A 19,931-nucleotide genomic window follows, 5' to 3' on the forward strand; every position below is an offset into this window, starting at 1 on the left:
GCCCAAGTCTTCCCTGACAAGTTCTGGGCGATAATCTGGATAAAAAGTGTCTCACTAGGTGAGCGGCCGTATCAGCCTCGCCACCAAGACGGGCATACCTAACCCATACGTAACCGCGAGCACCCGATAACTACGCAGGAGAATTCGATGACCTCAGCGACCATCCCCGGTCTGGATACCGCGCCGACGAATCACCAGGGGTTGCTGTCCTGGGTCGAAGAGGTCGCCGAGCTCACCCAGCCGGACCGGGTGGTCTTCACTGACGGCTCGGAAGAAGAGTTCCAGCGGCTCTGCGATCAGCTAGTCGAGGCCGGCACGTTCATCAGGCTCAACCCCGAGAAGCACAAGAACTCCTACCTGGCATTGTCGGATCCGTCCGATGTCGCGCGGGTGGAGTCGCGGACGTACATCTGCTCGGCGAAAGAGATCGACGCCGGCCCCACCAACAACTGGATGGATCCCGGCGAAATGCGGTCCATCATGAAAGACCTGTACCGGGGTTGCATGCGCGGGCGCACCATGTATGTGGTGCCGTTCTGTATGGGACCGCTGGGCGCCGAGGACCCCAAACTTGGTGTGGAGATCACCGACTCCGAGTACGTCGTCGTCTCCATGCGCACCATGACCCGGATGGGCAAGGCCGCGCTGGAGAAAATGGGCGACGACGGTTTCTTTGTCAAGGCGCTGCACTCGGTCGGCGCGCCGCTGGAACCGGGCCAAAAGGACGTGGCCTGGCCCTGCAGCGAAACCAAGTACATCACCCACTTCCCGGAGACCCGGGAGATCTGGAGCTACGGCTCGGGCTACGGCGGCAACGCGTTGCTGGGCAAGAAGTGCTACTCACTGCGTATCGCGTCGGCGATGGCCCACGATGAGGGCTGGCTGGCCGAGCACATGCTGATCCTCAAGCTGATTTCGCCGGAGAACAAGGCTTACTACTTCGCGGCCGCATTCCCGTCGGCGTGTGGCAAGACCAACCTGGCGATGCTGCAGCCAACCATCCCCGGCTGGCGTGCGGAGACACTCGGAGACGACATCGCATGGATGCGATTTGGCAAGGACGGTCGCCTGTACGCCGTCAACCCGGAATTCGGCTTCTTCGGGGTGGCGCCGGGCACCAACTGGAAGTCGAACCCTAACGCCATGCGCACCATTGCCGCCGGCAACACGGTGTTCACCAATGTCGCACTCACCGACGACGGCGACGTGTGGTGGGAGGGCCTGGAAGGCGACCCGCAGCACCTGATCGACTGGAAGGGCAACGACTGGTACTTCCGCGAGACGGAAACCAATGCGGCACACCCGAACTCCCGGTACTGCACACCGATGTCGCAGTGCCCGATCCTGGCCCCCGAGTGGGATGACCCGCAGGGCGTCCCGATCTCGGGGATCCTGTTCGGCGGCCGCCGCAAGACCACGGTTCCGCTGGTCACCGAGGCGCGCGACTGGCAGCACGGGGTGTTCATCGGTGCGACCCTGGGTAGCGAGCAGACCGCCGCGGCCGAGGGCAAGGTCGGCAATGTGCGCCGCGACCCGATGGCCATGCTGCCGTTTTTGGGCTACAACGTTGGGGACTACTTCCAGCACTGGATCAACCTGGGCAAGCACGCCGATGAGTCCAAGCTGCCCAAGGTGTTCTTCGTCAACTGGTTCCGTCGCGGTGACGACGGTCGCTTCCTGTGGCCGGGCTTCGGCGAGAACAGCCGGGTGCTGAAGTGGATCGTCGATCGCATCGAGCACAAGGCCGGCGGTGCGACCACCCCGATCGGCACCGTTCCCGCCGTGGAGGACTTGGACCTGGACGGACTGGACGTCGACGCCGCCGATGTAGCCGCGGCGCTGGCAGTCGATGCCGATGAATGGCGTCAGGAACTGCCGCTGATCGAAGAATGGCTGCAGTTCGTCGGCGAGAAGCTGCCGACCGGTGTCAAAGATGAGTTCGACGCCCTGAAGGAGCGCCTAGGTTAGGGCGAGCAGACGCATAAGCCCCCGCACGCACGGCGTGTCGAGGGCTTTAGTGTCTGCTCGCGCTCGTTAGCGGCGGGCACGCACAAGTTCTTCGACAGCGCGCAAAGACACCGAAAGCCTCTCTTCCCAACCGCCCGTGATCACCACGAATGATCGTCCCGCGGCGCGGAGAGCCTGCTCGCAGCGGGCGAAAAAGGTACCGCGTGCGCCGGGGACACAGCGTCCGTCGTCGGCGTCCCAGGGCACATCGGGCGTGGTGAGCAGTGTGAGATCGTAGGGACGCCGAGCTAGATCACGGAGCTCTTGCGGGCAGCCGCCCGCCAGGAACTCGGCCCACACGGTCGTCGCGAGCGGATCCGTGTCGCAGATCAGGACGCGATCGGCGTCACGAGCCAAGGCTTCCTCCGACGCGATCTGTCCGCGAACGATTTCGGCCCACTCCAGTCCTATCAGTGAGCCGCCATTGAGCTCCCGCAACATTTTCGCCCGCTCCGGGACCCACTTCGTTCGGAGCTTTTCCGCAACCGCCTGTGCCAGCGTGGTCTTCCCGGTGGATTCGGGTCCGATGATGCTCACGCGTTTGACGAAGGCCGGCCGCACGCACCGTGGGATGTGTTGCCAGTGGCCAAGCGGGTCCGCGCGGATGTCGGTTGCAGTCACGGGAACGACGGTGCGACCGTGATCGACCGCCACGAAACGCGCTCCGAGGACCTGGGCAAAGTCCGCGTTGTAGGGCTCGGCACCGAAGACGAAGTCGGGGCGGGTTGCCAGCACGCCCTGCAGGCTCGCCTTCCAGATGTCCCAGAAGTCCGGGTGCTCCCACGGGCGCTGCGGGTTCTCGTTGGCCAGATGGACCACGCGATCGAAGGGGAACAGCTCCCGCATCCATGCAACGCGCTGGGCGCCCGGAATCGGCTCTGCTGCCGTTGATCCGACGACGATGGTCAGCTCATCCACCCATCGCCGCGCGAACTCGCAAAGGTAGACGTGTCCCGCATGGGGCGGCATGAACTTGCCGAGCACCATTCCGTGTGTCACGACGTCGCCTCAGCGATTCGGCCGGCGATGACATTCTCCCACTCGTCCAGCCGCGAAAGAAAGTACGCCTCAGCCTCATCGAAGCTGATTCCGACGTCAGGAGCGACCTTGGCTACGACGTCGGCGTAGACCCGGGAGGCCTCTGGGTCGACGAATTCCCACTGACCGAGGGGCCATTTCGCGGTGAGATAACCCGCGTCCGAGTACGCTTGGTACAACGGCGTTCCCGGATAGGGGACGATCCGGCTCATGAACTTGAAGCCGACCGTATACTTTGTTGCCCGCAGCAGGCGGACTGTTTCGCGTAGCTCGTCGGGCTGCACGGTGGGGTGAAACATAATGGTGCCCGGGATAACGTCAATGCCGAGCTGTTGCAGGGCGTTGATCGTGTCGGCGGCATCTTGTCCACGAGTGAGGATCTGCTTGCGGTAGGCGCGCAGTTGCTCGTAGGACCCAGTCTCCACGCCGATGAATACCCGACGCAGGCCCGCCCTGTGCAGATGTTTGAACAAGTCCAGATCGACAACGGAGTCCAGCCGGATATCGACCATGAAGTTGACGCTGATCCCCCTCCTGAGTACCGCGTTGGCAAAGTCAGCGGCGCGTTGCTGCGAACCGGGGTGTTTGGAGATAAACAGGTCGTCGGTGATGGATAGGAAGTTGACGTCGTAGTCCGACACCAGATAATCGATCTCGTCGACGACCGCGTCAACCGACTTCGCCCGGTAGCTGTCCTTCCCTAGCATCGCGGACATGGCCCCGGTGCCGCAGAACGTGCAGCGGTAGGGGCATCCGCGGGTGGAAAAGACGGAGGCGGCGAAGCCATCAGCAAGGACGGTCGGCAACTCGTCGCGAGCCGGGCGAGGCAACTCGTCAAGGTCGACCAGCGAGGAGGGTGTGCGCAGGATCTGTCCCTGCTCACTACGGCGGGCTAGTCCCGGGACGTCGTCAACCGCAGCGTCATTCGCCAGGGCCAAGGCCAGCTTGGTGAACGCTACCTCCCCGTCGCCAACGACGACGTAGTCGAAACAGTCATGCTGGCGCAGGATGCGCTCGTAGTTCAGTGTTGCCATCGCATTCCCGATGACGATGCGCACGCCATCCCAGGCCTGTCTCGCGCGCTGCGCCAACCACAACACCTCCGGAAATGTGTCGATGCAGGAAAAGCCGACAAGCCGGGGCGTTCCTGATAAGGCGGCGGCGCTTTGCATGGCCAGCCACGTCTCCTGCACGGACCCGTGGCCGGCGACCAGGCCGTTGACGGAGGTGACTGCGATCCCTTGGGTCTTGGCGTATGCCTTGATCGACATCATCCCGAGGTGCTCCATGGGCATGGAGCAATACAGCCACGGATCTCCAAGCTTGAGTCCGTCAACGTACGACAGCCCGTCTTGACGGACGCCTGGAGGATTGACCAGAAGAGTTGCCACGTGGAGAACTTTACAAACGATTTCGGCTGGTGATGGGCGGAATTGCGCCCTGCGGCTCTGGTCGCCGGGCCGCGACGTACCCTCGGCGCATGCAGATTCGCCCGTATATCGGCGCCGATAAGCCCGCCGTCATCCTGTATCCGTCCGGGACGGTCATCAGCTTCGACGAGTTGGAGGCCCGCGCCAACCGGTTGGCGCATTGGTTCCGCCAGGCTGGTCTGCGCGAGGACGACGTCGTGGCCATCCTGATGGAGAACAACGAGCACGTGCACGCGGTCATGTGGGCGGCTCGCCGCAGCGGGTTGTACTACGTGCCGATCAATACCCACCTGACCGCCTCCGAGGCCGCCTACATCGTCGACAACAGCGGTGCCAAAGCAATTGTCGGTTCGGCGGCGCTGCGCGAGACCTGCCACGGCCTGGCCGAACACCTTCCGGGCGGGCTGCCGGACCTGCTGATGCTTGCCGGGGGCGGTCTGGTCGGCTGGATGACCTACCCGGAATGCGTTGCCGATCAACCAGACACCCCGATCGAGGACGAACGCGAGGGTGACCTGCTGCAGTACTCGTCGGGAACGACTGGCCGACCGAAGGGAATCAAACGCGAATTGCCACACGTCTCACCGGATGCGGCACCCGGGATGATGCCGGCACTGCTCGATTTCTGGATGGACGCCGACTCGGTATATCTGAGTCCCGCGCCGATGTACCACACCGCTCCGTCAGTGTGGACGATGAGCGCACTGGCCGCGGGCGTCACCACCGTCGTGATGGAGAAGTTCGACGCCGAGGGCGCCCTCGACGCCATCCAGCGCTACCGGGTGACCCACGCGCAATTCGTCCCGGCCATGTTCGTCCGGATGCTGAAACTCCCTGAAGCAGTTCGTAATTCGTATGACATGTCCAGCCTTAGGCGAGTGATCCACGCGGCCGCTCCATGTCCAGTCCAGATCAAGGAGCAGATGATTCACTGGTGGGGACCGATCATCGACGAGTACTACGCCTCCTCGGAAGCCAGCGGGTCGACGTTGATCACAGCCGAGGATTGGTTGACGCATCCGGGTTCGGTCGGCAAGCCCATACAGGGCGGGGTGCACATCGTGGGCGCCGACGGCAGCGAGCTGCCGCCGAACCAGCCGGGCGAAATCTATTTCGAGGGCGGGTACCCCTTCGAATACCTCAACGATCCGGCGAAAACCGCGGCGTCGCGCAACAAGCACGGCTGGGTAACCGTCGGCGACGTCGGCTATCTCGACGACGACGGCTACTTGTTCCTGACCGGCCGGCGCCACCACATGATCATCTCCGGCGGCGTGAACATCTACCCGCAGGAGGCGGAGAACCTCTTGGTCGCCCACCCCAAGGTGCTCGACGCGGCGGTGTTCGGCGTTCCCGACGACGAGATGGGTCAACGTGTCATGGCCGCGGTGCAAACCGTCGACTCCGCCGATGCCAACGATCAGTTCGCCGGCGAGCTATTAGCCTGGTTACGAGACCGCTTGTCACACTTCAAGTGTCCAAGGTCGATCGCGTTCGAACCGCAATTGCCGCGCACCGACACCGGAAAGCTCTACAAGAGCGGGCTGGTCGAAAAATACTCGGTGTGACCGATGCTGCCGGGGGCCCGACCTGTCCACCCAGACACCGGCTATATCCCGCCCCGGGCCACCAGTTGTCCGGCTATCACGTTGCGCTGGATCTCGTTGGTGCCTTCACCGCCGTTCCACGTCGTACTCGGTCGAGTAGCCGTAGCCGCCGTGGATACGCACGGCGTTTAGGGCGATTTCCATCGCGACCTCGGAGGCGAACAACTTGGCCATCCCGGCCTCCATATCGCAGCGTTGGCCGCTGTCGTACCGCTCGGCGGCATAGCGGGTCAGCTGACGGGCCGCTGTGAGCTTGGTCGCCATGTCGGCCAGGTAATTGCCGACCGCCTGATGCTGCCAGATCGGTCGGCCAAAGCTTTCCCGTTGCTGAGCGTAGGCCAGCGAGTCCTCGAGTGCCGCCGTCGCCACGCCCAGCGCCCGCGCGGCCACTTGGATGCGACCCGTTTCAAGTCCCTTCATCATCTGCGAAAAGCCTTGACCCATGGCTCCGCCCAGGATCGCCGAGACCGGCACCCGGAGGTTGTCGAACGACAGCTCGCAGGATTCGACGCCCTTGTAACCCAACTTCGGCAAGTCCCGCGACACCGTGAGTCCCGGCCCGGGTTCGACGAGCACGATCGACATGCCTTGGTGCCGCGGTGTGGCGTTCGGGTCGGTCTTGCACAGCACCGCGAAAAGTCCGGACCGGCGGGCGTTGCTGATCCACGTCTTGCAGCCGTTGATCAACAACCCGGCAGAGCCTTCAGGGCCGTCGGCCAACGCCGTGGTCGACATGTTCTGCAGATCCGAGCCACCGCCGGGCTCGGTTAGCGCCATGGTGGCCCGCAGCTCGCCACTGGCCATCGGGGGCAGATATGTCCGCCGCTGTTCCTCGGTGCCAAACAGGGTCAGCAATTTGGCGACGACGGTGTGCCCGCCCATCGCGCCGGCCAGGCTCATCCAGCCGCGTGCCAGCTCCTGGGTGACTTGCACATAGCACGGCATCGACACCGGCGACCCGCCGTACTGTTCGTCGATCGCCAGGCCGTAGATGCCGATGTGTTTCATCTGCTCGATCCACGCCTCCGGGTAGCTATTGGCATGCTCGACCTCACGGACGGTTGGCTTCACGTCTCGGTCGATGAATGCCCGCACGGTGGCGACCAGCATCGCTTCGTCGTCGTTGAGCTCGTTGCGCACCTTTTGTCGCCCTCCGTATTGACCCCCTGTCCGATAGCCTGCCAGCATGTGGCGTTGTGGCTAGCGGGTATGGGGGCATCCGCGTCGGCGGGCCCTATTTCGATGACCTGTCAAAAGGTCAGGTGTTCGACTGGGCGCCGGGGGTCACACTGTCGCTGGGGCTGGCGGCCGCCCATCAGTCGATCGTGGGTAACCGGCTACGCCTGGCTCTGGACTCCGACCTGTGTGCGGCGGTGACGGGTATGCCGGGGCCGCTGGCGCATCCGGGCCTGGTTTGCGATGTGGCGATCGGCCAGTCAACTTTGGCGACTCAGCGGGTCAAAGCCAACCTGTTCTACCGCGGGCTCAGGTTTCACCGATTTCCGGCAGTGGGCGACACCCTCTACACCCGTACCGAGGTGGTGGGGCTGCGAGCCAACTCGCCCAAACCGGGCCGTGCGCCAACCGGATTGGCGGGGCTGCGGATGACCACGATCGACCGGACCGATCGGTTGGTGCTCGATTTCTACCGGTGCGCCATGCTGCCCGCCAGCCCCGATTGGAAACCCGGCGCTGTGCCAGGTGACGACTTGTCCAGGATCGGTGCCGACGCGCCGGCGCCGGCCGCCGATCCAACCGCACACTGGGACGGTGCGGTTTTCCGAAAGCGGGTTCCCGGGCCGCACTTCGATGCCGGTATTGCCGGTGCGGTGTTGCATAGCACCGCAGACCTGGTCAGTGGAGCGCCGGAGCTGGCTCGGCTCACCCTCAATATCGCTGCTACGCACCATGATTGGCGGGTCAGCGGACGACGGCTGGTCTACGGCGGGCATACCATCGGACTGGCACTCGCGCAGGCAACCCGGCTATTGCCTAACCTGGCGACCGTCCTGGACTGGGAATCCTGCGACCACACCGCTCCGGTACACGAGGGCGACACCCTCTACAGCGAGCTGCATATCGAGTCTGCGCAGGCCCACGCAGACGGGGGTGTGCTGGGACTGCGGTCACTGGTCTACGCGGTCAGCGATTCGGCGAGTGAGCCCGATCGGCAGGTGCTCGACTGGCGTTTTAGCGCCTTGCAATTCTAGGTTCGGTTACTAAGGGCCAGCGCGGCACGCAAACTGTTGCACTGACTAGTGAAGAACCTTTGTGAGACCCCAACATTCGGGGCCACACGATCGAAACCGTGGAAGGCGCCTTCGACTACTTCTACCTGGCATGGCACCCCGGCTGCTGTCAGACGTTCGGCATAGGCCAGATCCTCGTCGTGGAGCAGGTCGTGGGTGCCGACGCCGATCCATGCCGGCGCCAGCCCTCCTAGGTCGTCACGCCGTCCCGGGACCGCGACCCGTGCGTCCGCATCGCCAAGATATGCCCGCCAGCCGAACCGGTTGGCGCGCCCGTTCCATAGCCGGTAGTGCGGGTTGGCGGGGGCGATCGACGGCCGGTCGTCGAGCATGGGGTACACCAGCAACTGAAATGCCGGTGTGATGCCGCCACGGTCGCGGGCAAGCAGAGCCAGCGCCGCCGCGAGGCCGCCGCCGGCACTAGCGCCGCCGATTGCCACCCGCGCGGGGTCCACCGCCGGCAGGCTGGCCAGCCAGGTCAACGCCGAGTAGCAGTCGCCCAGGGCGGCAGGATACGGATTTTCCGGCGCCAGGCGGTAGTCCACCGATGCGACAGTGATGCCCAGTCTGCTGCTGAACCGGAGGCAGAGCCGATCGTCCTGTTGCGCGGTGCCCATTACGTATCCGCCGGCGTGGATCCACAGCAGCGCGGGCGCTGGTTCGTTGCTGCCGGCGGGTCGGTATAGCCGGACACCGACCCCGGATTCCAGGGTGAGCACCTCGATATCGGGGGGTGTACGGGACATTCGAAGCCCCGCGACGACGATCAATGCCCGCATGACTGGCAGGGTGCGAGGACCGACCAGCTGTCGTGGGGTGACGACGGCGATGCGACGCAGGTCGGGGTGGACTTCGTTGCCGGACACCGGTCCAGTATGCGTCGGCGCAATTTCGCCTCGGTACAGCGATGGCTTTGGCAGGCTGCGGTTAGTCGAACGAGGATCGGGATGGTGGCCTGATGAGTGATCCAGCAAGAGGGGCGGAAGCCGAGGATGCCTACGGTTTTCCCGCCGGGCTGTGGCGCTGGCTGCAGCGGCATCCACCGCCGGCGTTGCACCGGCTCACCCGGTTTCGCAGCCCGTTGCGTGGTCCGTGGTTGACGTCGGTGTTCGGCCTGGTGCTATTGGTGGCGTTGCCTTTCGTCATCATCACCGGGCTACTTTCTTATATCGCCTATGCGCCGCAGCTGGGCCAGGCCATCCCCGGTGACGTCGGCTGGCTGCGACTCCCCGCTTTCACCTGGCCCACCCGTCCGTCCTGGCTGTACCGGTTGACCCAGGGGCTGCATGTGGGGCTGGGGCTGGTGATCATTCCCGTGGTGCTGGCCAAGTTGTGGTCGGTGATACCGCGGCTGTTTGTGTGGCCGCCGGCGCGCTCGATTGCCCAGGTGCTCGAACGGTTGTCGGTGCTGATGCTGGTCGGTGGGATCCTGTTCCAGATCGTCACCGGCGTGCTCAACATTCAGTATGACTACATCTTCGGGTTCAGCTTCTACACCGGCCACTATTTTGGGGCTTGGGTCTTCATTGCGGGTTTCCTGTTGCATATCGTGGTCAAGATCCCCCACATGGTCACCGGGTTGCGATCGATACCGATGCGAGAAGTGTTGGGTACCAACGTGGCTGACACCCGGGCGCAGCCGTGCGATCCGGACGGGCTGGTGTCGGTCAATCCGGGCGAGGCCACGCTAAGCAGACGCGGTGCCCTGGGATTGGTCGGTGCCGGGGTGCTGCTGATCGGGGTGCTGACGGTTGGGCAAACCCTGGGCGGGTTCACCCGCAAGGCCGCCCTGCTGCTGCCCCGGGGCCGTGTCGTGAGCCCGGGCGACTTCCCGGTCAACAAGACCGCCGCCGCCGCCGGGATCACCGCGGAGGCCATTGGCCCCGACTGGCGGCTGGTGCTGTGTGGCGGGCCTGCGGAAGTAGTGCTGGATCGCGCCACGCTGGCCGGCCTGCCGCAACGCACCGCCCGGCTGCCGCTGGCCTGCGTCGAAGGGTGGTCGGCCGTGCGCACCTGGAGCGGCGTGCCGCTGGCCGAGCTGGCGCTGCTGGCGGGCGTGCCGGCGGCGCGCTCGGCACGGGTTACATCGCTGCAGCGCGGCGGGGCGTTCGGCGAGGCGAAGCTGGCGGCAAACCAGATCGCCGACCCCGATGCGCTGCTGGCGTTGCGGGTCGACGGGGCGGATCTGTCGCTGGATCATGGCTACCCGGCCCGCATCATCGTTCCCGCACTGCCCGGTGTGCACAACACGAAATGGGTCGCTGGCATCGAATTCCACAAGAGGTGAAATGTTCGACATTGCAACGCGTTTCAAAAACTCCTACGGGTCAGGTCCATTGCACCTGCTGGCGATGGTGTCTGGCTTCGCCCTGCTGGGCTACATCGTGGCCACCGCCAGGCCCTCGGCGCTGTGGAACCAGGCCACCTGGTGGCAGTCGATCGCGGTCTGGTTTGTCGCCGCCGTCGTAGCCCACGACCTGCTGTTGTACCCGCTCTACGCGCTGGCCGACCGGATCCTGGCCAGGCTAGTCGGCAGGCGCGACGTCTCGGCGCCCCGCCGCCGCCCGGAACTACCGGTACGCAACTACATTCGGATCCCGGCGCTGGCAGCCGGCTTGACGCTGCTGGTTTTCCTGCCCGGCATCATCAGACAGGGTGCGCCGACATACCTGGATGCGACCGGACAGACGCAGGAACCATTTCTGGGCAGGTGGTTGCTGCTCACCGCGGTCGCGTTCGGGATCAGCGCGGCCGCTTACGCCATTCGGCTGGTGGTGGCGCACGTGAGGCGGCGCCGAGCGGGGTGTTCGCGGGTCGACGCGATCGACGAGGAGTAGGCTCCCACCATGAACCAGCGACGCGCCGCCGGGTCAACCGGTGTGGCCTACATCAGATGGTTGCTACGTGCCCGTCCCGCTGACTATATGCTGGCCTTGAGTGTCGCCGGGGGTTCGCTACCGGTGGTGGGTAAGCACCTCAAGCCGCTCGGCGGCGTTACTGCCATCGGCGTCTGGGGCGCCCGGCACGCATCCGATTTCTTGTCCGCGACGGCGAAGGATTTACTGACCCCCGGTATCAACGAGGTTCGCCGTCGAGATCGTGCCAGCACGCAGGAGGTTTCCGTCGCGGCCTTACGCGGCATCGTTTCGCCCGACGACCTTGCCGTCGAATGGCCGGCGCCGGAGCGCACGCCGCCGGTCTGCGGGGCGCTGCGCCACCGCCGTTACGTCCACCGCCGTCGCGTCCTCTACGGCGACGACCCGGCCCAGTTGCTCGACGTATGGCGCCGCAAAGATATGCCCACCAAACCCGCGCCGGTGTTGATCTTCGTCCCAGGCGGTGCCTGGGTGCACGGCAGTCGCGCCATCCAGGGGTATGCGGTGCTGTCTCGGCTGGCCGCACAGGGGTGGGTGTGCCTATCGATCGACTACCGGGTCGCACCGCATCACCGCTGGCCACGACACATCCTGGATGTCAAGACCGCCATCGCGTGGGCACGGGCCAATGTCGACAAATTCGGCGGTGACCGCAATTTCATTGCGGTGGCTGGTTGTTCGGCCGGCGGCCACTTGTCCGCGCTGGCCGGGCTCACCGCCAACGACCCGCAATATCAGGCCGAGCTGCCAGAGGGCTCCGACACGTCGGTCGACGCGGTGGTGGGGATTTACGGCCGCTACGACTGGGAGGACCGCTCCACCCCGGAACGTGCCCGGTTCGTCGATTTTCTGGAGCGGGTAGTGGTTCAGCGCACGATTGATCGTCACCCCGAAGTGTTCCGTGACGCGTCGCCGATCCAACGAGTCACCAGAAATGCACCGCCATTCCTGGTGATTCATGGCAGCCGTGACTGTGTCATCCCGGTTGAGCAGGCGCGGAGCTTTGTCGAGCGGTTACGAGCGGTCTCCCGCTCACAGGTTGGCTACCTGGAGCTGCCCGGTGCGGGCCACGGCTTCGACCTGCTAGACGGCGCTCGCACCGGCCCGACGGCACACGCGATCGCGCTGTTTCTCAACCAGGTTCATCGCAGCCGGGCACAGTTCGCGAAAGAGGTCATCTAAACGCCGGCCAATTGTATGGTCGCCCTATGAGTAGGGGGCTGCGGTGAAACGGCTCAGCGGCTGGGACGCGGTACTGCTTTACAGCGAGACCCCGAATGTGCACATGCACACACTCAAGGTCGCCGTGATCGAATTGGATTCGGACAGACAGGAATTCGGTGTCGACGCGTTTCGCGAGGTGATCGCTGGCCGGCTGCATAAGCTTGAGCCATTGGGCTATCAGCTGGTTGATGTCCCGTTGAAGTTCCATCACCCGATGTGGCGGGAGCACTGCCAGGTCGATCTCAACTACCACATCCGGCCGTGGCGGTTGCGCGCCCCGGGGGGTCGGCGCGAACTCGACGAGGCGGTCGGAGAAATCGCCAGCACCCCGCTGAACCGCGACCACCCGCTGTGGGAGATGTACTTCGTTGAGGGGCTTGCCAACCACCGGATCGCGGTGGTTGCCAAAATTCACCATGCGTTGGCTGACGGTGTTGCCTCGGCAAACATGATGGCACGGGGGATGGATCTGCTGCCGGGACCGGAGGTCGGCCGCTATGTGCCTGACCCCGCTCCTACCAAGCGGCAGTTGCTGTCCGCGGCGTTCATCGACCACTTGCGCCACCTCGGCCGGATTCCTGCAACCATCCGGTACACCACGCAGGGTCTAGGCCGGGTGCGACGTAGCTCGCGCAAGCTCTCACCCGCACTGACCATGCCATTTACCCCGCCACCGACGTTCATGAATCACCGGCTCACCCCGGAGCGCAGGTTCGCCACCGCCACCCTGGCGCTGATTGACGTGAAGGCGACGGCCAAGTTGCTGGGGGCGACGATCAACGACATGGTGCTGGCCATGTCGACCGGCGCTCTGCGTACCCTGCTATTGCGCTATGACGGCAAGGCCGAACCGCTGCTGGCGTCGGTCCCGGTGAGTTACGACTTCTCACCGGAGCGGATCTCCGGTAACCGCTTCACCGGAATGCTGGTGGCGCTGCCTGCCGACTCCGACGACCCGTTGCAGCGGGTGCGCGTCTGTCACGAAAACGCGGTCTCCGCCAAGGAGAGCCACCAGCTTTTGGGACCGGAGTTGATCAGCCGCTGGGCGGCTTACTGGCCACCTGCCGGTGCGGAAGCCTTGTTCCGGTGGTTGTCTGAGCGCGACGGGCAGAACAAGGTACTCAACTTGAATATCTCGAATGTTCCCGGTCCGCGCGAACGCGGCCGCGTGGGGGCCGCGCTGGTCACCGAGATCTATTCGGTGGGCCCGTTGACCGCCGGTAGCGGATTGAATATCACGGTGTGGAGTTATGTCGATCAGCTCAATATCTCGGTGTTAACCGATGGTTCCACCGTGCAGGACCCGCATGAAGTAACCGCGGGAATGATCGCGGACTTCATCGAAATACGCCGCGCCGCTGGTCTTTCCGTGGAGTTGACAGTCGTCGAGTCCGCGATGGCGCAGGCATGACACGAAACACCGGACGAGTATGAGGCCAGTATGAGCAGCGAAAGCGACGCAGCCAACACCGAACCTGAGGTTCTGGTAGAACAGCGGGATCGGATTTTGATCATCACGATCAACCGCCCGAAAGCCAAGAACGCGGTCAACGCCGCAGTCAGCCGGGGCTTGGCCGATGCGATGGATCAGCTTGACGGCGATGCCGGCCTGTCGGTGGCAATCCTGACCGGTGGGGGCGGTTCGTTCTGCGCGGGCATGGACCTCAAGGCGTTCGCCCGGGGCGAGAATGTCGTCGTCGAAGGTCGCGGCCTTGGCTTTACCGAACGTCCGCCGACCAAGCCGCTCATTGCTGCGGTGGAAGGCTACGCGTTGGCGGGTGGCACCGAGCTGGCGCTTGCTGCCGACCTGATCGTGGCGGCCAGGGATTCGGCGTTCGGGATTCCTGAAGTCAAGCGGGGTCTGGTTGCCGGCGGCGGGGGATTGCTGCGGTTGCCGGAGCGCATCCCGTATGCGATAGCCATGGAGTTGGCGCTGACCGGTGACAACCTACCGGCCGAACGCGCGCACGAGCTGGGGCTCGTCAACGTTTTGGCCGAGCCGGGGACCGCCCTCGATGCTGCGATCGCGTTGGCGGAGAAGATCACCGCCAATGGGCCGCTGGCGGTGGTGGCCACCAAGCGGATTATCACCGAGTCGCGTGGGTGGAGTCCCGACACTATGTTCGCTGAGCAGATGAAGATCCTGGTGCCGGTGTTCACCTCCAACGACGCGAAGGAAGGTGCGATCGCGTTCGCCGAGAGGCGCCGGCCCCGTTGGACGGGCACCTAGCCCAGCTACGCGACGGTGTAGCCCATCGGCAGCAGGACACTCTTTTGCTGGGTGAAGTGTTCGACACCCTCGGGCCCGTTCTCGCGGCCGATTCCGGAGTTCTTGTAGCCGCCGAAGGGTGAGCCGGGATCGAAGGCGTACCAGTTGATTCCGTATGTCCCGGTGCGGATCTGCTGCGAGATCTTGATGCCTTTGGGCACGTCGGTGGTCCACACGCTGCCCGCCAGCCCATACACTGAATCGTTGGCGATCGCGATCGCGTCCTCCTCGGTGTCATAAGGAATGATGGCCAGCACCGGCCCGAAGATCTCCTCCTGTGCGATGGTCATCTTGTTGTCGACATCGGCGAATACGGTGGGTTGGATAAAGAAGCCGTTGTCCAAGCCCTCGGGACGGCCGCCGCCGCACACCAACCGAGCGCCCTCCTCGATGCCCTTGGCGATGTAGCCTTCAACGCGAGTCCGCTGCTTCTCCGAGATCAGCGGCCCGATCTGAGCTGCCGGGTCCGACGGCGGGCCCACCGGGAGAGCCGTTACGAAATTAGTTACCGCAGCCACGATTTCGTCGTACCGGGAGCGCGGAGCCAGAATGCGGGTCTGGTTGACGCAGCCCTGTCCGGCGTTCATGACGCCGGAGAACACCATCATCGGAATAGCTGCGGCCAGGTCGACGTCCTCGAGAATGATGGCCGCCGACTTGCCGCCGAGTTCTAAGGTGCACGGCTTGAGCATCTCAGCGGCACGCCTGCCGACCTCTCGGCCGACGGCCGAGCTGCCGGTGAAGGTAAACATGTCGATGTCCGGGTTAGACGTCAGCGCCTGACCGGTCTCAATCCCTCCCGGCACTACCGACAACACCCCCTCGGGCAGGCCCACCTCGGCGAACACCTCCGCCAAAGCGTTTGCGGTCAGCGGTGTTTCGGCGGCGGGCTTGAGCACGATGGTGCAGCCGGCCAGCAGCGCCGGCGCAATCTTGTTGACGGCCAGAAACAGCGGGACGTTCCAGGCCACGATCGCGCCCACCACACCGACCGGCTCACGGCTGACAATGCTCTGTCCATAGGAGCCGGTGCGGGTTTCGGTCCAGGTGACCTTGTCCGCTGCACCGGCAAAGTAGTTCATCGCCCCCATCGAACCCATCCAGTGCATCGTCTCGATGATGGTCGGCGGCTGGCCGGTTTCGGCTGCGAGCAGCTTGGTGAACAGGTCCTTGCGCTCAGCCAGCATCTTGACCGCCGCAGCGATCACCGCCGCACGCTCGTGCGGCGGGGTCGAGGGCCAGGGGCCGTTGTCGAACGCCGCACGTGCTGCGGCGACCGCGGCGTCGACGTCGGCGGCGGCCGCCATCGGCACCTTGCCGACATATTCCCCAGTGGCTGGGCAGCGTACCTCGATAACATCGGAGGTCGACGGTTTGGTCCACTTGCCGCCGATGAAAAGCTTGTCGTATTCCGTGGCACTGTCAGACATATGCGCCGCTCCTCCTCATCGCTGCGCTCGGCATCGTCGCCGGCGGTCATGGCGTCACCCTACCCAAGCCGAACGCGAAACGAGAACGTGTTCCATTATTAGGGTGTGAGCACCAATACCAGATTGCTCACCAGGAACTCACGCAGCACCGGGACGGATGTCAGCCACCACGCCCATCTGGGGTGGTAGCGGGGAAATACGGCTAACGCGGCTCCGGTGCCGGCAGCCCAGCGCAGACCCTCGGCGGCGGACACGGCAAACAACGACGACCCATAGTTGTTCTTTGCCGGATGGCCGTGTTTGCGGACATATCGGGCGGCGGCGCGGGCGCCGCCGAGGTAGTGGCTGAGGCCCATCTCGTGCCCGCCGAATGGCCCCAGCCAAACCGTGTAGGACAGCACGACCAACCCGCCTGGCTTGGTCACCCGCAGCATCTCGGTGCCAAGCTGCCAGGGGCGCGGCACGTGTTCGGCGACATTGGAGGACAAGCAGATGTCTACCGAGTCGTCGGCGAACGGCAGTGCCATGCCTGACGCCCGGACGAACATGCCGGGCCGGCCGGTGAACGCAGGTCCGGCGGCATGCATTTCATCAGGGTCCGGCTCGACGCCGATGTAGCCGACACCGGCGTCGGAGAACGCCGTCGCGAAATACCCCGGCCCGCCGCCAACGTCGAGCAGCGTACGGCCAACTGGCGGCTCGCTATGTGTGGCCAGCCACAGATCGCCGATCATTGCTGCGGTGTCGGCCGCCAGTGTGCGATAGAACCGTGCCGGGTCGCGCTGCTCGTAGCGGAAGTCTGCCAGCAGTCGCAGCGAGCGCCGCAGTGTCGCCCGTCGCGCGAACACATCGGTGACCGCCACCTGGCACACCCTACGGCCCGCTAGGCTATCGACCAATGTCTGCTCTGCGCTCGGTGTTGCTGCTGTGCTGGCGCGACATCGGGCACCCCCAGGGGGGCGGGAGCGAAGCCTATCTGCAACGCATCGGGGCTCAGTTGGCCGCATCGGGCATTGCAGTCACGTTGCGCACCGCTCGCTATCCCGGTGCGCCACGGCATGAACTGGTCGACGGGGTGCGGATCAGTCGTGCCGGCGGGCGCTACTCGGTGTATCTATGGGCGTTGCTGGCGATGGCCGCAGCCCGATGTGGGCTTGGGCCGCTGCGCCGAGTGCGCCCGGATGTGGTCGTCGATACCCAAAACGGCTGGCCGTTTGTGGCCCGGCTGTTGTATGGCCGGCGGTCGCTGGTACTGGTACACCATTGCCACCGTGAGCAGTGGCCGGTGGCCGGGCGGATGATGGGTCGGCTCGGCTGGTATGTCGAGTCGATGTTGTCGCCACGGCTACACCGGCGCAACCAGTACGTGACGGTGTCGCTGCCGTCGGCGCGGGATCTGATCGCCCTCGGTGTGGACAGCGAGCGGATCGCTGTGGTGCGCAACGGCCTCGACGAGGCGCCGTCGCCAACGTTGTCCGGCCCACGTGCGCCCACGCCGCGTGTGGTGGTGCTCTCCCGGCTGGTGCCGCACAAGCAGATCGAGGACGCGTTGGCAGCGGTCGCGGAGCTACAGCCTCGGATACCGGGCCTGCACCTAGACATCGTCGGCGGTGGCTGGTGGCGGCAGCGCCTCGTTGACCATGTGCACCGGCTCGACATTGCTGACGCCGTTACCTTTCACGGGCATGTCGACGATGTGACCAAACACCATGTGCTGCAAAGCTCCTGGGTGCACTTGTTGCCCTCACGTAAAGAGGGATGGGGGCTCGCGGTCATCGAGGCGGCCCAGCACGGCGTGCCCACCATCGGGTACAGATCCTCCGGTGGTTTGGCGGACTCGATCGTCGACGGGGTGACCGGCATATTGGTCGACGACCGGGCCGAATTGGTGGCTTGGCTCGAACAACTGCTGTCCGATTCGGTGCTGCGTGACCAACTCGGCGCCAAGGCACAGGCGCGTAGCGGTGAGTTCTCCTGGCGGCAAAGCGCCGAAGCGCTGCGCAGCGTGTTGGAGGCAGTGCAGGCCAGCCGTTTTGTCAGCGGCGTGGTTTGAGCCGGCTTCGACAGACTTAATCCTGGGCGCGGCTCGCCGGCGTGTCTTCGCAGTGGTGTAAGTGTCGGCGCACCCAATAGCCGGCCGCGCCAGCGCCGCCGACCAGCAGCATCGAAAGCCACGCCCAATGCGCGAGCATTGTCGCTTTGAGGCGGGCCGACGATGCACCGGAGGTTTGGCCGCCGACCCGATAAAGAGCCAATTCGTCGTCGCGGTGCGCCGCTGCTAGCCGGCCGAGGGTGCGTGCGGCCGCGCCCATGTCGCCGGCGCTGTCGGATTCGACGACCAGCCACCCGACGCCGGCCGCGGCCAAGGTTGACGGATGGGGCCCGGTGAGCAGCAGCTCCTGGACCGCCCGGGCGTGCGCGTCTTCGCCGGGAACGGTCACCCCGGAAATGACCAGATCACCTGTGGTCAGCACATCGGCGCGAACCCAACGGGGGAGCGGATCGAGTACCGGTGCCGAACCGGACCACGAGAAGCGCCGCATGGTGCCCGCGGGCAAGACCGCAACCGTCCGGGGATCGGCATTGATCGCCGCTGCCACCGCCGCCCAACCGGACGGGTAGTGCACAGGCGCAACCTTGCCCCACACCCCCCACGCCAAGTCAGGCAGCGTTAGGACCAGCGCCAGACAGCAGACCACCGCCGCCGTTGCCGGTCGCAGCCAGCGTCGCAGCGTTAGCACCGTGCCCGCACCGGAGAGTGTGTATCCGGGTACCGCCAGCGCGACCCACTTCTGTCCGTCGCGCAGCACGCCCAGGCCGGGTGCGGCATCGACCACCACCCGTAGCGCGTGCAGACCTGGGCCGGTCGCAAGGACAGCCGGGACCATCACGGACACCGCCGCTAGTGTCAGCAGCGGCACTGCCACGGGCCGGCGCGCCACAGTCGGTAGTCCGATCGCCACCATGGCGAGTAGTACGACGGCGGATGCCACTGCGAAAAGCGTTGTCCGCGAGCTAGGTACGGCCTCGCCGTTCCAGATCCCACCGAGACTGGCCAAGCTGCCAAGCGTGCCCAGCCCCGGTTCGGCGCGTGGCGCGAACGCGGTAACCCCAAGCTGATTGGCTGCCGTGTGGCTGGTCAACGACGAGCCCAGCGCCGACGCCGTCAGCCAGGGCAGCGCACCCACCAGCGCGGAGCCCAACGCCGCGACCCCACATTGCCAGCGCGGGCGGCCCGCGCCGGGCATCGCCACGCACACCACCGCAACTGTCGCGGCGAGTAGCAGCCCGGACGGGGTCAGGCCGGCCAGCGCAACCCAGAACGCCAGCCCAAAAAGCCCGAACCAACCCGCGCCAACCGTTGTTCGCATCGTTAACATCGCGGTCGCAACCCAGGGCAGACACCCATAGCCGACCAGCAGGCTCCAATGGCCCTGCAAAAGTCGTTCGGCCACATAGGGATTCCAGATCGCCAGCGTGATCGCGACAAACTGGCCGGCTGCCCCCGCTGCGGGTAGTGCCGTTGCGACCAGTCGGGCCGCGCCCCAGCCCGCCAGCCAAAGCCCCAGCAGCAGCAGCGCTTTCACCACGACGCCGCCGTCGACGAGGTGTGACGCCAAAGCGACCGCGAAGTCCTGCGGAGTCGCCCGGGGCGCCGATGTCAGCCCTAGGGCGTTGGCCGACACATACGACCGTGGTGTGGACACTGCATCGCGCAGCAGTAGGTATCCGGGCCGCAGTAGCGGCGCGGCCAACAGCAGCACCAAGACCAGCGCGTACCCCGGTCGGAACCAGCGCACG

Annotated in this window: 15 protein-coding genes and 1 pseudogene; 9 read left to right on the forward strand and 7 right to left on the reverse strand. The window is 65.2% G+C overall.

What is annotated here, in order from left to right:
• The first annotated feature begins 147 nt into the window (after positions 1–147).
• Positions 148–1,968, forward strand: a complete 1,821-nt coding sequence (gene pckA, locus Rv0211; RefSeq protein NP_214725.1) for a phosphoenolpyruvate carboxykinase — start codon at positions 148–150, stop codon at positions 1,966–1,968.
• Between the two features lie 66 nt (positions 1,969–2,034).
• On the opposite strand, the gene nadR is transcribed toward pckA, so the two are convergent.
• A complete protein-coding gene (gene nadR, locus Rv0212c; RefSeq protein NP_214726.1) occupies positions 2,035–3,006 on the reverse strand; it encodes a transcriptional regulator NadR in 972 nt (323 codons plus the stop codon).
• The gene (locus Rv0213c; RefSeq protein NP_214727.1) at positions 3,003–4,316 is read right to left on the reverse strand and encodes a methyltransferase; all 1,314 of its coding nucleotides are present in this window, start codon (positions 4,314–4,316) and stop codon (positions 3,003–3,005) included. The genes nadR and Rv0213c overlap by 4 nt, the downstream gene beginning before the upstream one ends.
• A 113-nt stretch (positions 4,317–4,429) precedes the next feature.
• Between Rv0213c and fadD4 the strand changes: the two genes are divergently transcribed.
• Positions 4,430–6,043 (forward strand): fatty-acid--CoA ligase FadD4, encoded by a 1,614-nt coding sequence (gene fadD4 / locus Rv0214; RefSeq protein ID NP_214728.1) that lies wholly within the window; start codon positions 4,430–4,432, stop codon positions 6,041–6,043.
• Between the two features lie 41 nt (positions 6,044–6,084).
• Here the strand turns inward: fadD4 and Rv0215c are convergent.
• Positions 6,085–7,222 (reverse strand): annotated as a pseudogene (locus tag Rv0215c).
• Between the two features lie 56 nt (positions 7,223–7,278).
• Here Rv0215c and Rv0216 point away from each other — a divergent pair.
• Complete coding sequence (locus Rv0216) at positions 7,279–8,292, forward strand: hydratase (RefSeq protein NP_214730.1); 1,014 nt, start codon at positions 7,279–7,281, stop codon at positions 8,290–8,292.
• On the opposite strand, the gene lipW is transcribed toward Rv0216, so the two are convergent.
• Positions 8,289–9,197 carry an esterase LipW gene (gene lipW, locus Rv0217c; RefSeq protein NP_214731.1) on the reverse strand — a complete coding sequence of 303 codons (909 nt, stop codon included), beginning with the start codon at positions 9,195–9,197 and terminating at the stop codon, positions 8,289–8,291. The two genes, Rv0216 and lipW, sit on opposite strands and share 4 nt — an antisense overlap.
• 92 nt (positions 9,198–9,289) lie before the next feature.
• Between lipW and Rv0218 the strand changes: the two genes are divergently transcribed.
• Genes Rv0218 through echA1 form a run of 5 tightly spaced genes read left to right on the forward strand, consistent with a single transcriptional unit; the run spans position 9,290 to position 14,661 of the window.
• Entirely contained in the window at positions 9,290–10,618 is a 1,329-nt protein-coding gene (locus Rv0218) for a transmembrane protein (protein NP_214732.1), read from the forward strand.
• A gap of 1 nt (position 10,619) precedes the next feature.
• Positions 10,620–11,168 (forward strand): transmembrane protein, encoded by a 549-nt coding sequence (locus tag Rv0219; RefSeq protein ID NP_214733.1) that lies wholly within the window; start codon positions 10,620–10,622, stop codon positions 11,166–11,168.
• 9 nt (positions 11,169–11,177) lie between these two features.
• A complete protein-coding gene (lipC, locus tag Rv0220; RefSeq protein NP_214734.1) occupies positions 11,178–12,389 on the forward strand; it encodes an esterase LipC in 1,212 nt (403 codons plus the stop codon).
• 43 nt (positions 12,390–12,432) lie between these two features.
• Entirely contained in the window at positions 12,433–13,842 is a 1,410-nt protein-coding gene (locus Rv0221) for a diacyglycerol O-acyltransferase (RefSeq protein ID NP_214735.1), read from the forward strand.
• Positions 13,843–13,872: 30 nt separating this feature from the next.
• Positions 13,873–14,661, forward strand: a complete 789-nt coding sequence (echA1, locus tag Rv0222) for an enoyl-CoA hydratase EchA1 (protein ID NP_214736.1) — start codon at positions 13,873–13,875, stop codon at positions 14,659–14,661.
• A gap of 5 nt (positions 14,662–14,666) precedes the next feature.
• Here echA1 and Rv0223c read toward each other — a convergent pair whose 3' ends face one another.
• Together Rv0223c and Rv0224c are read right to left on the reverse strand one after the other, a co-directional pair.
• Entirely contained in the window at positions 14,667–16,130 is a 1,464-nt protein-coding gene (locus Rv0223c; RefSeq protein NP_214737.1) for an aldehyde dehydrogenase, read from the reverse strand.
• A gap of 98 nt (positions 16,131–16,228) precedes the next feature.
• Positions 16,229–16,993: a methyltransferase gene (locus Rv0224c; RefSeq protein ID NP_214738.1), complete on the reverse strand. Its 765-nt coding sequence runs from the start codon at positions 16,991–16,993 to the stop codon at positions 16,229–16,231.
• A gap of 35 nt (positions 16,994–17,028) precedes the next feature.
• Here Rv0224c and Rv0225 point away from each other — a divergent pair, with 35 nt between their 5' ends.
• Positions 17,029–18,183, forward strand: a complete 1,155-nt coding sequence (locus Rv0225; protein ID NP_214739.1) for a hypothetical protein — start codon at positions 17,029–17,031, stop codon at positions 18,181–18,183.
• Positions 18,184–18,199: 16 nt separating this feature from the next.
• Here Rv0225 and Rv0226c read toward each other — a convergent pair whose 3' ends face one another.
• Positions 18,200–19,930, reverse strand: a complete 1,731-nt coding sequence (locus Rv0226c; protein NP_214740.1) for a transmembrane protein — start codon at positions 19,928–19,930, stop codon at positions 18,200–18,202.
• Between the last annotated feature and the right edge of the window lies 1 nt (position 19,931).

The organism is Mycobacterium tuberculosis H37Rv, from assembly GCF_000195955.2.
Classification (GTDB): Bacteria; Actinomycetota; Actinomycetes; order Mycobacteriales; family Mycobacteriaceae; genus Mycobacterium; species Mycobacterium tuberculosis.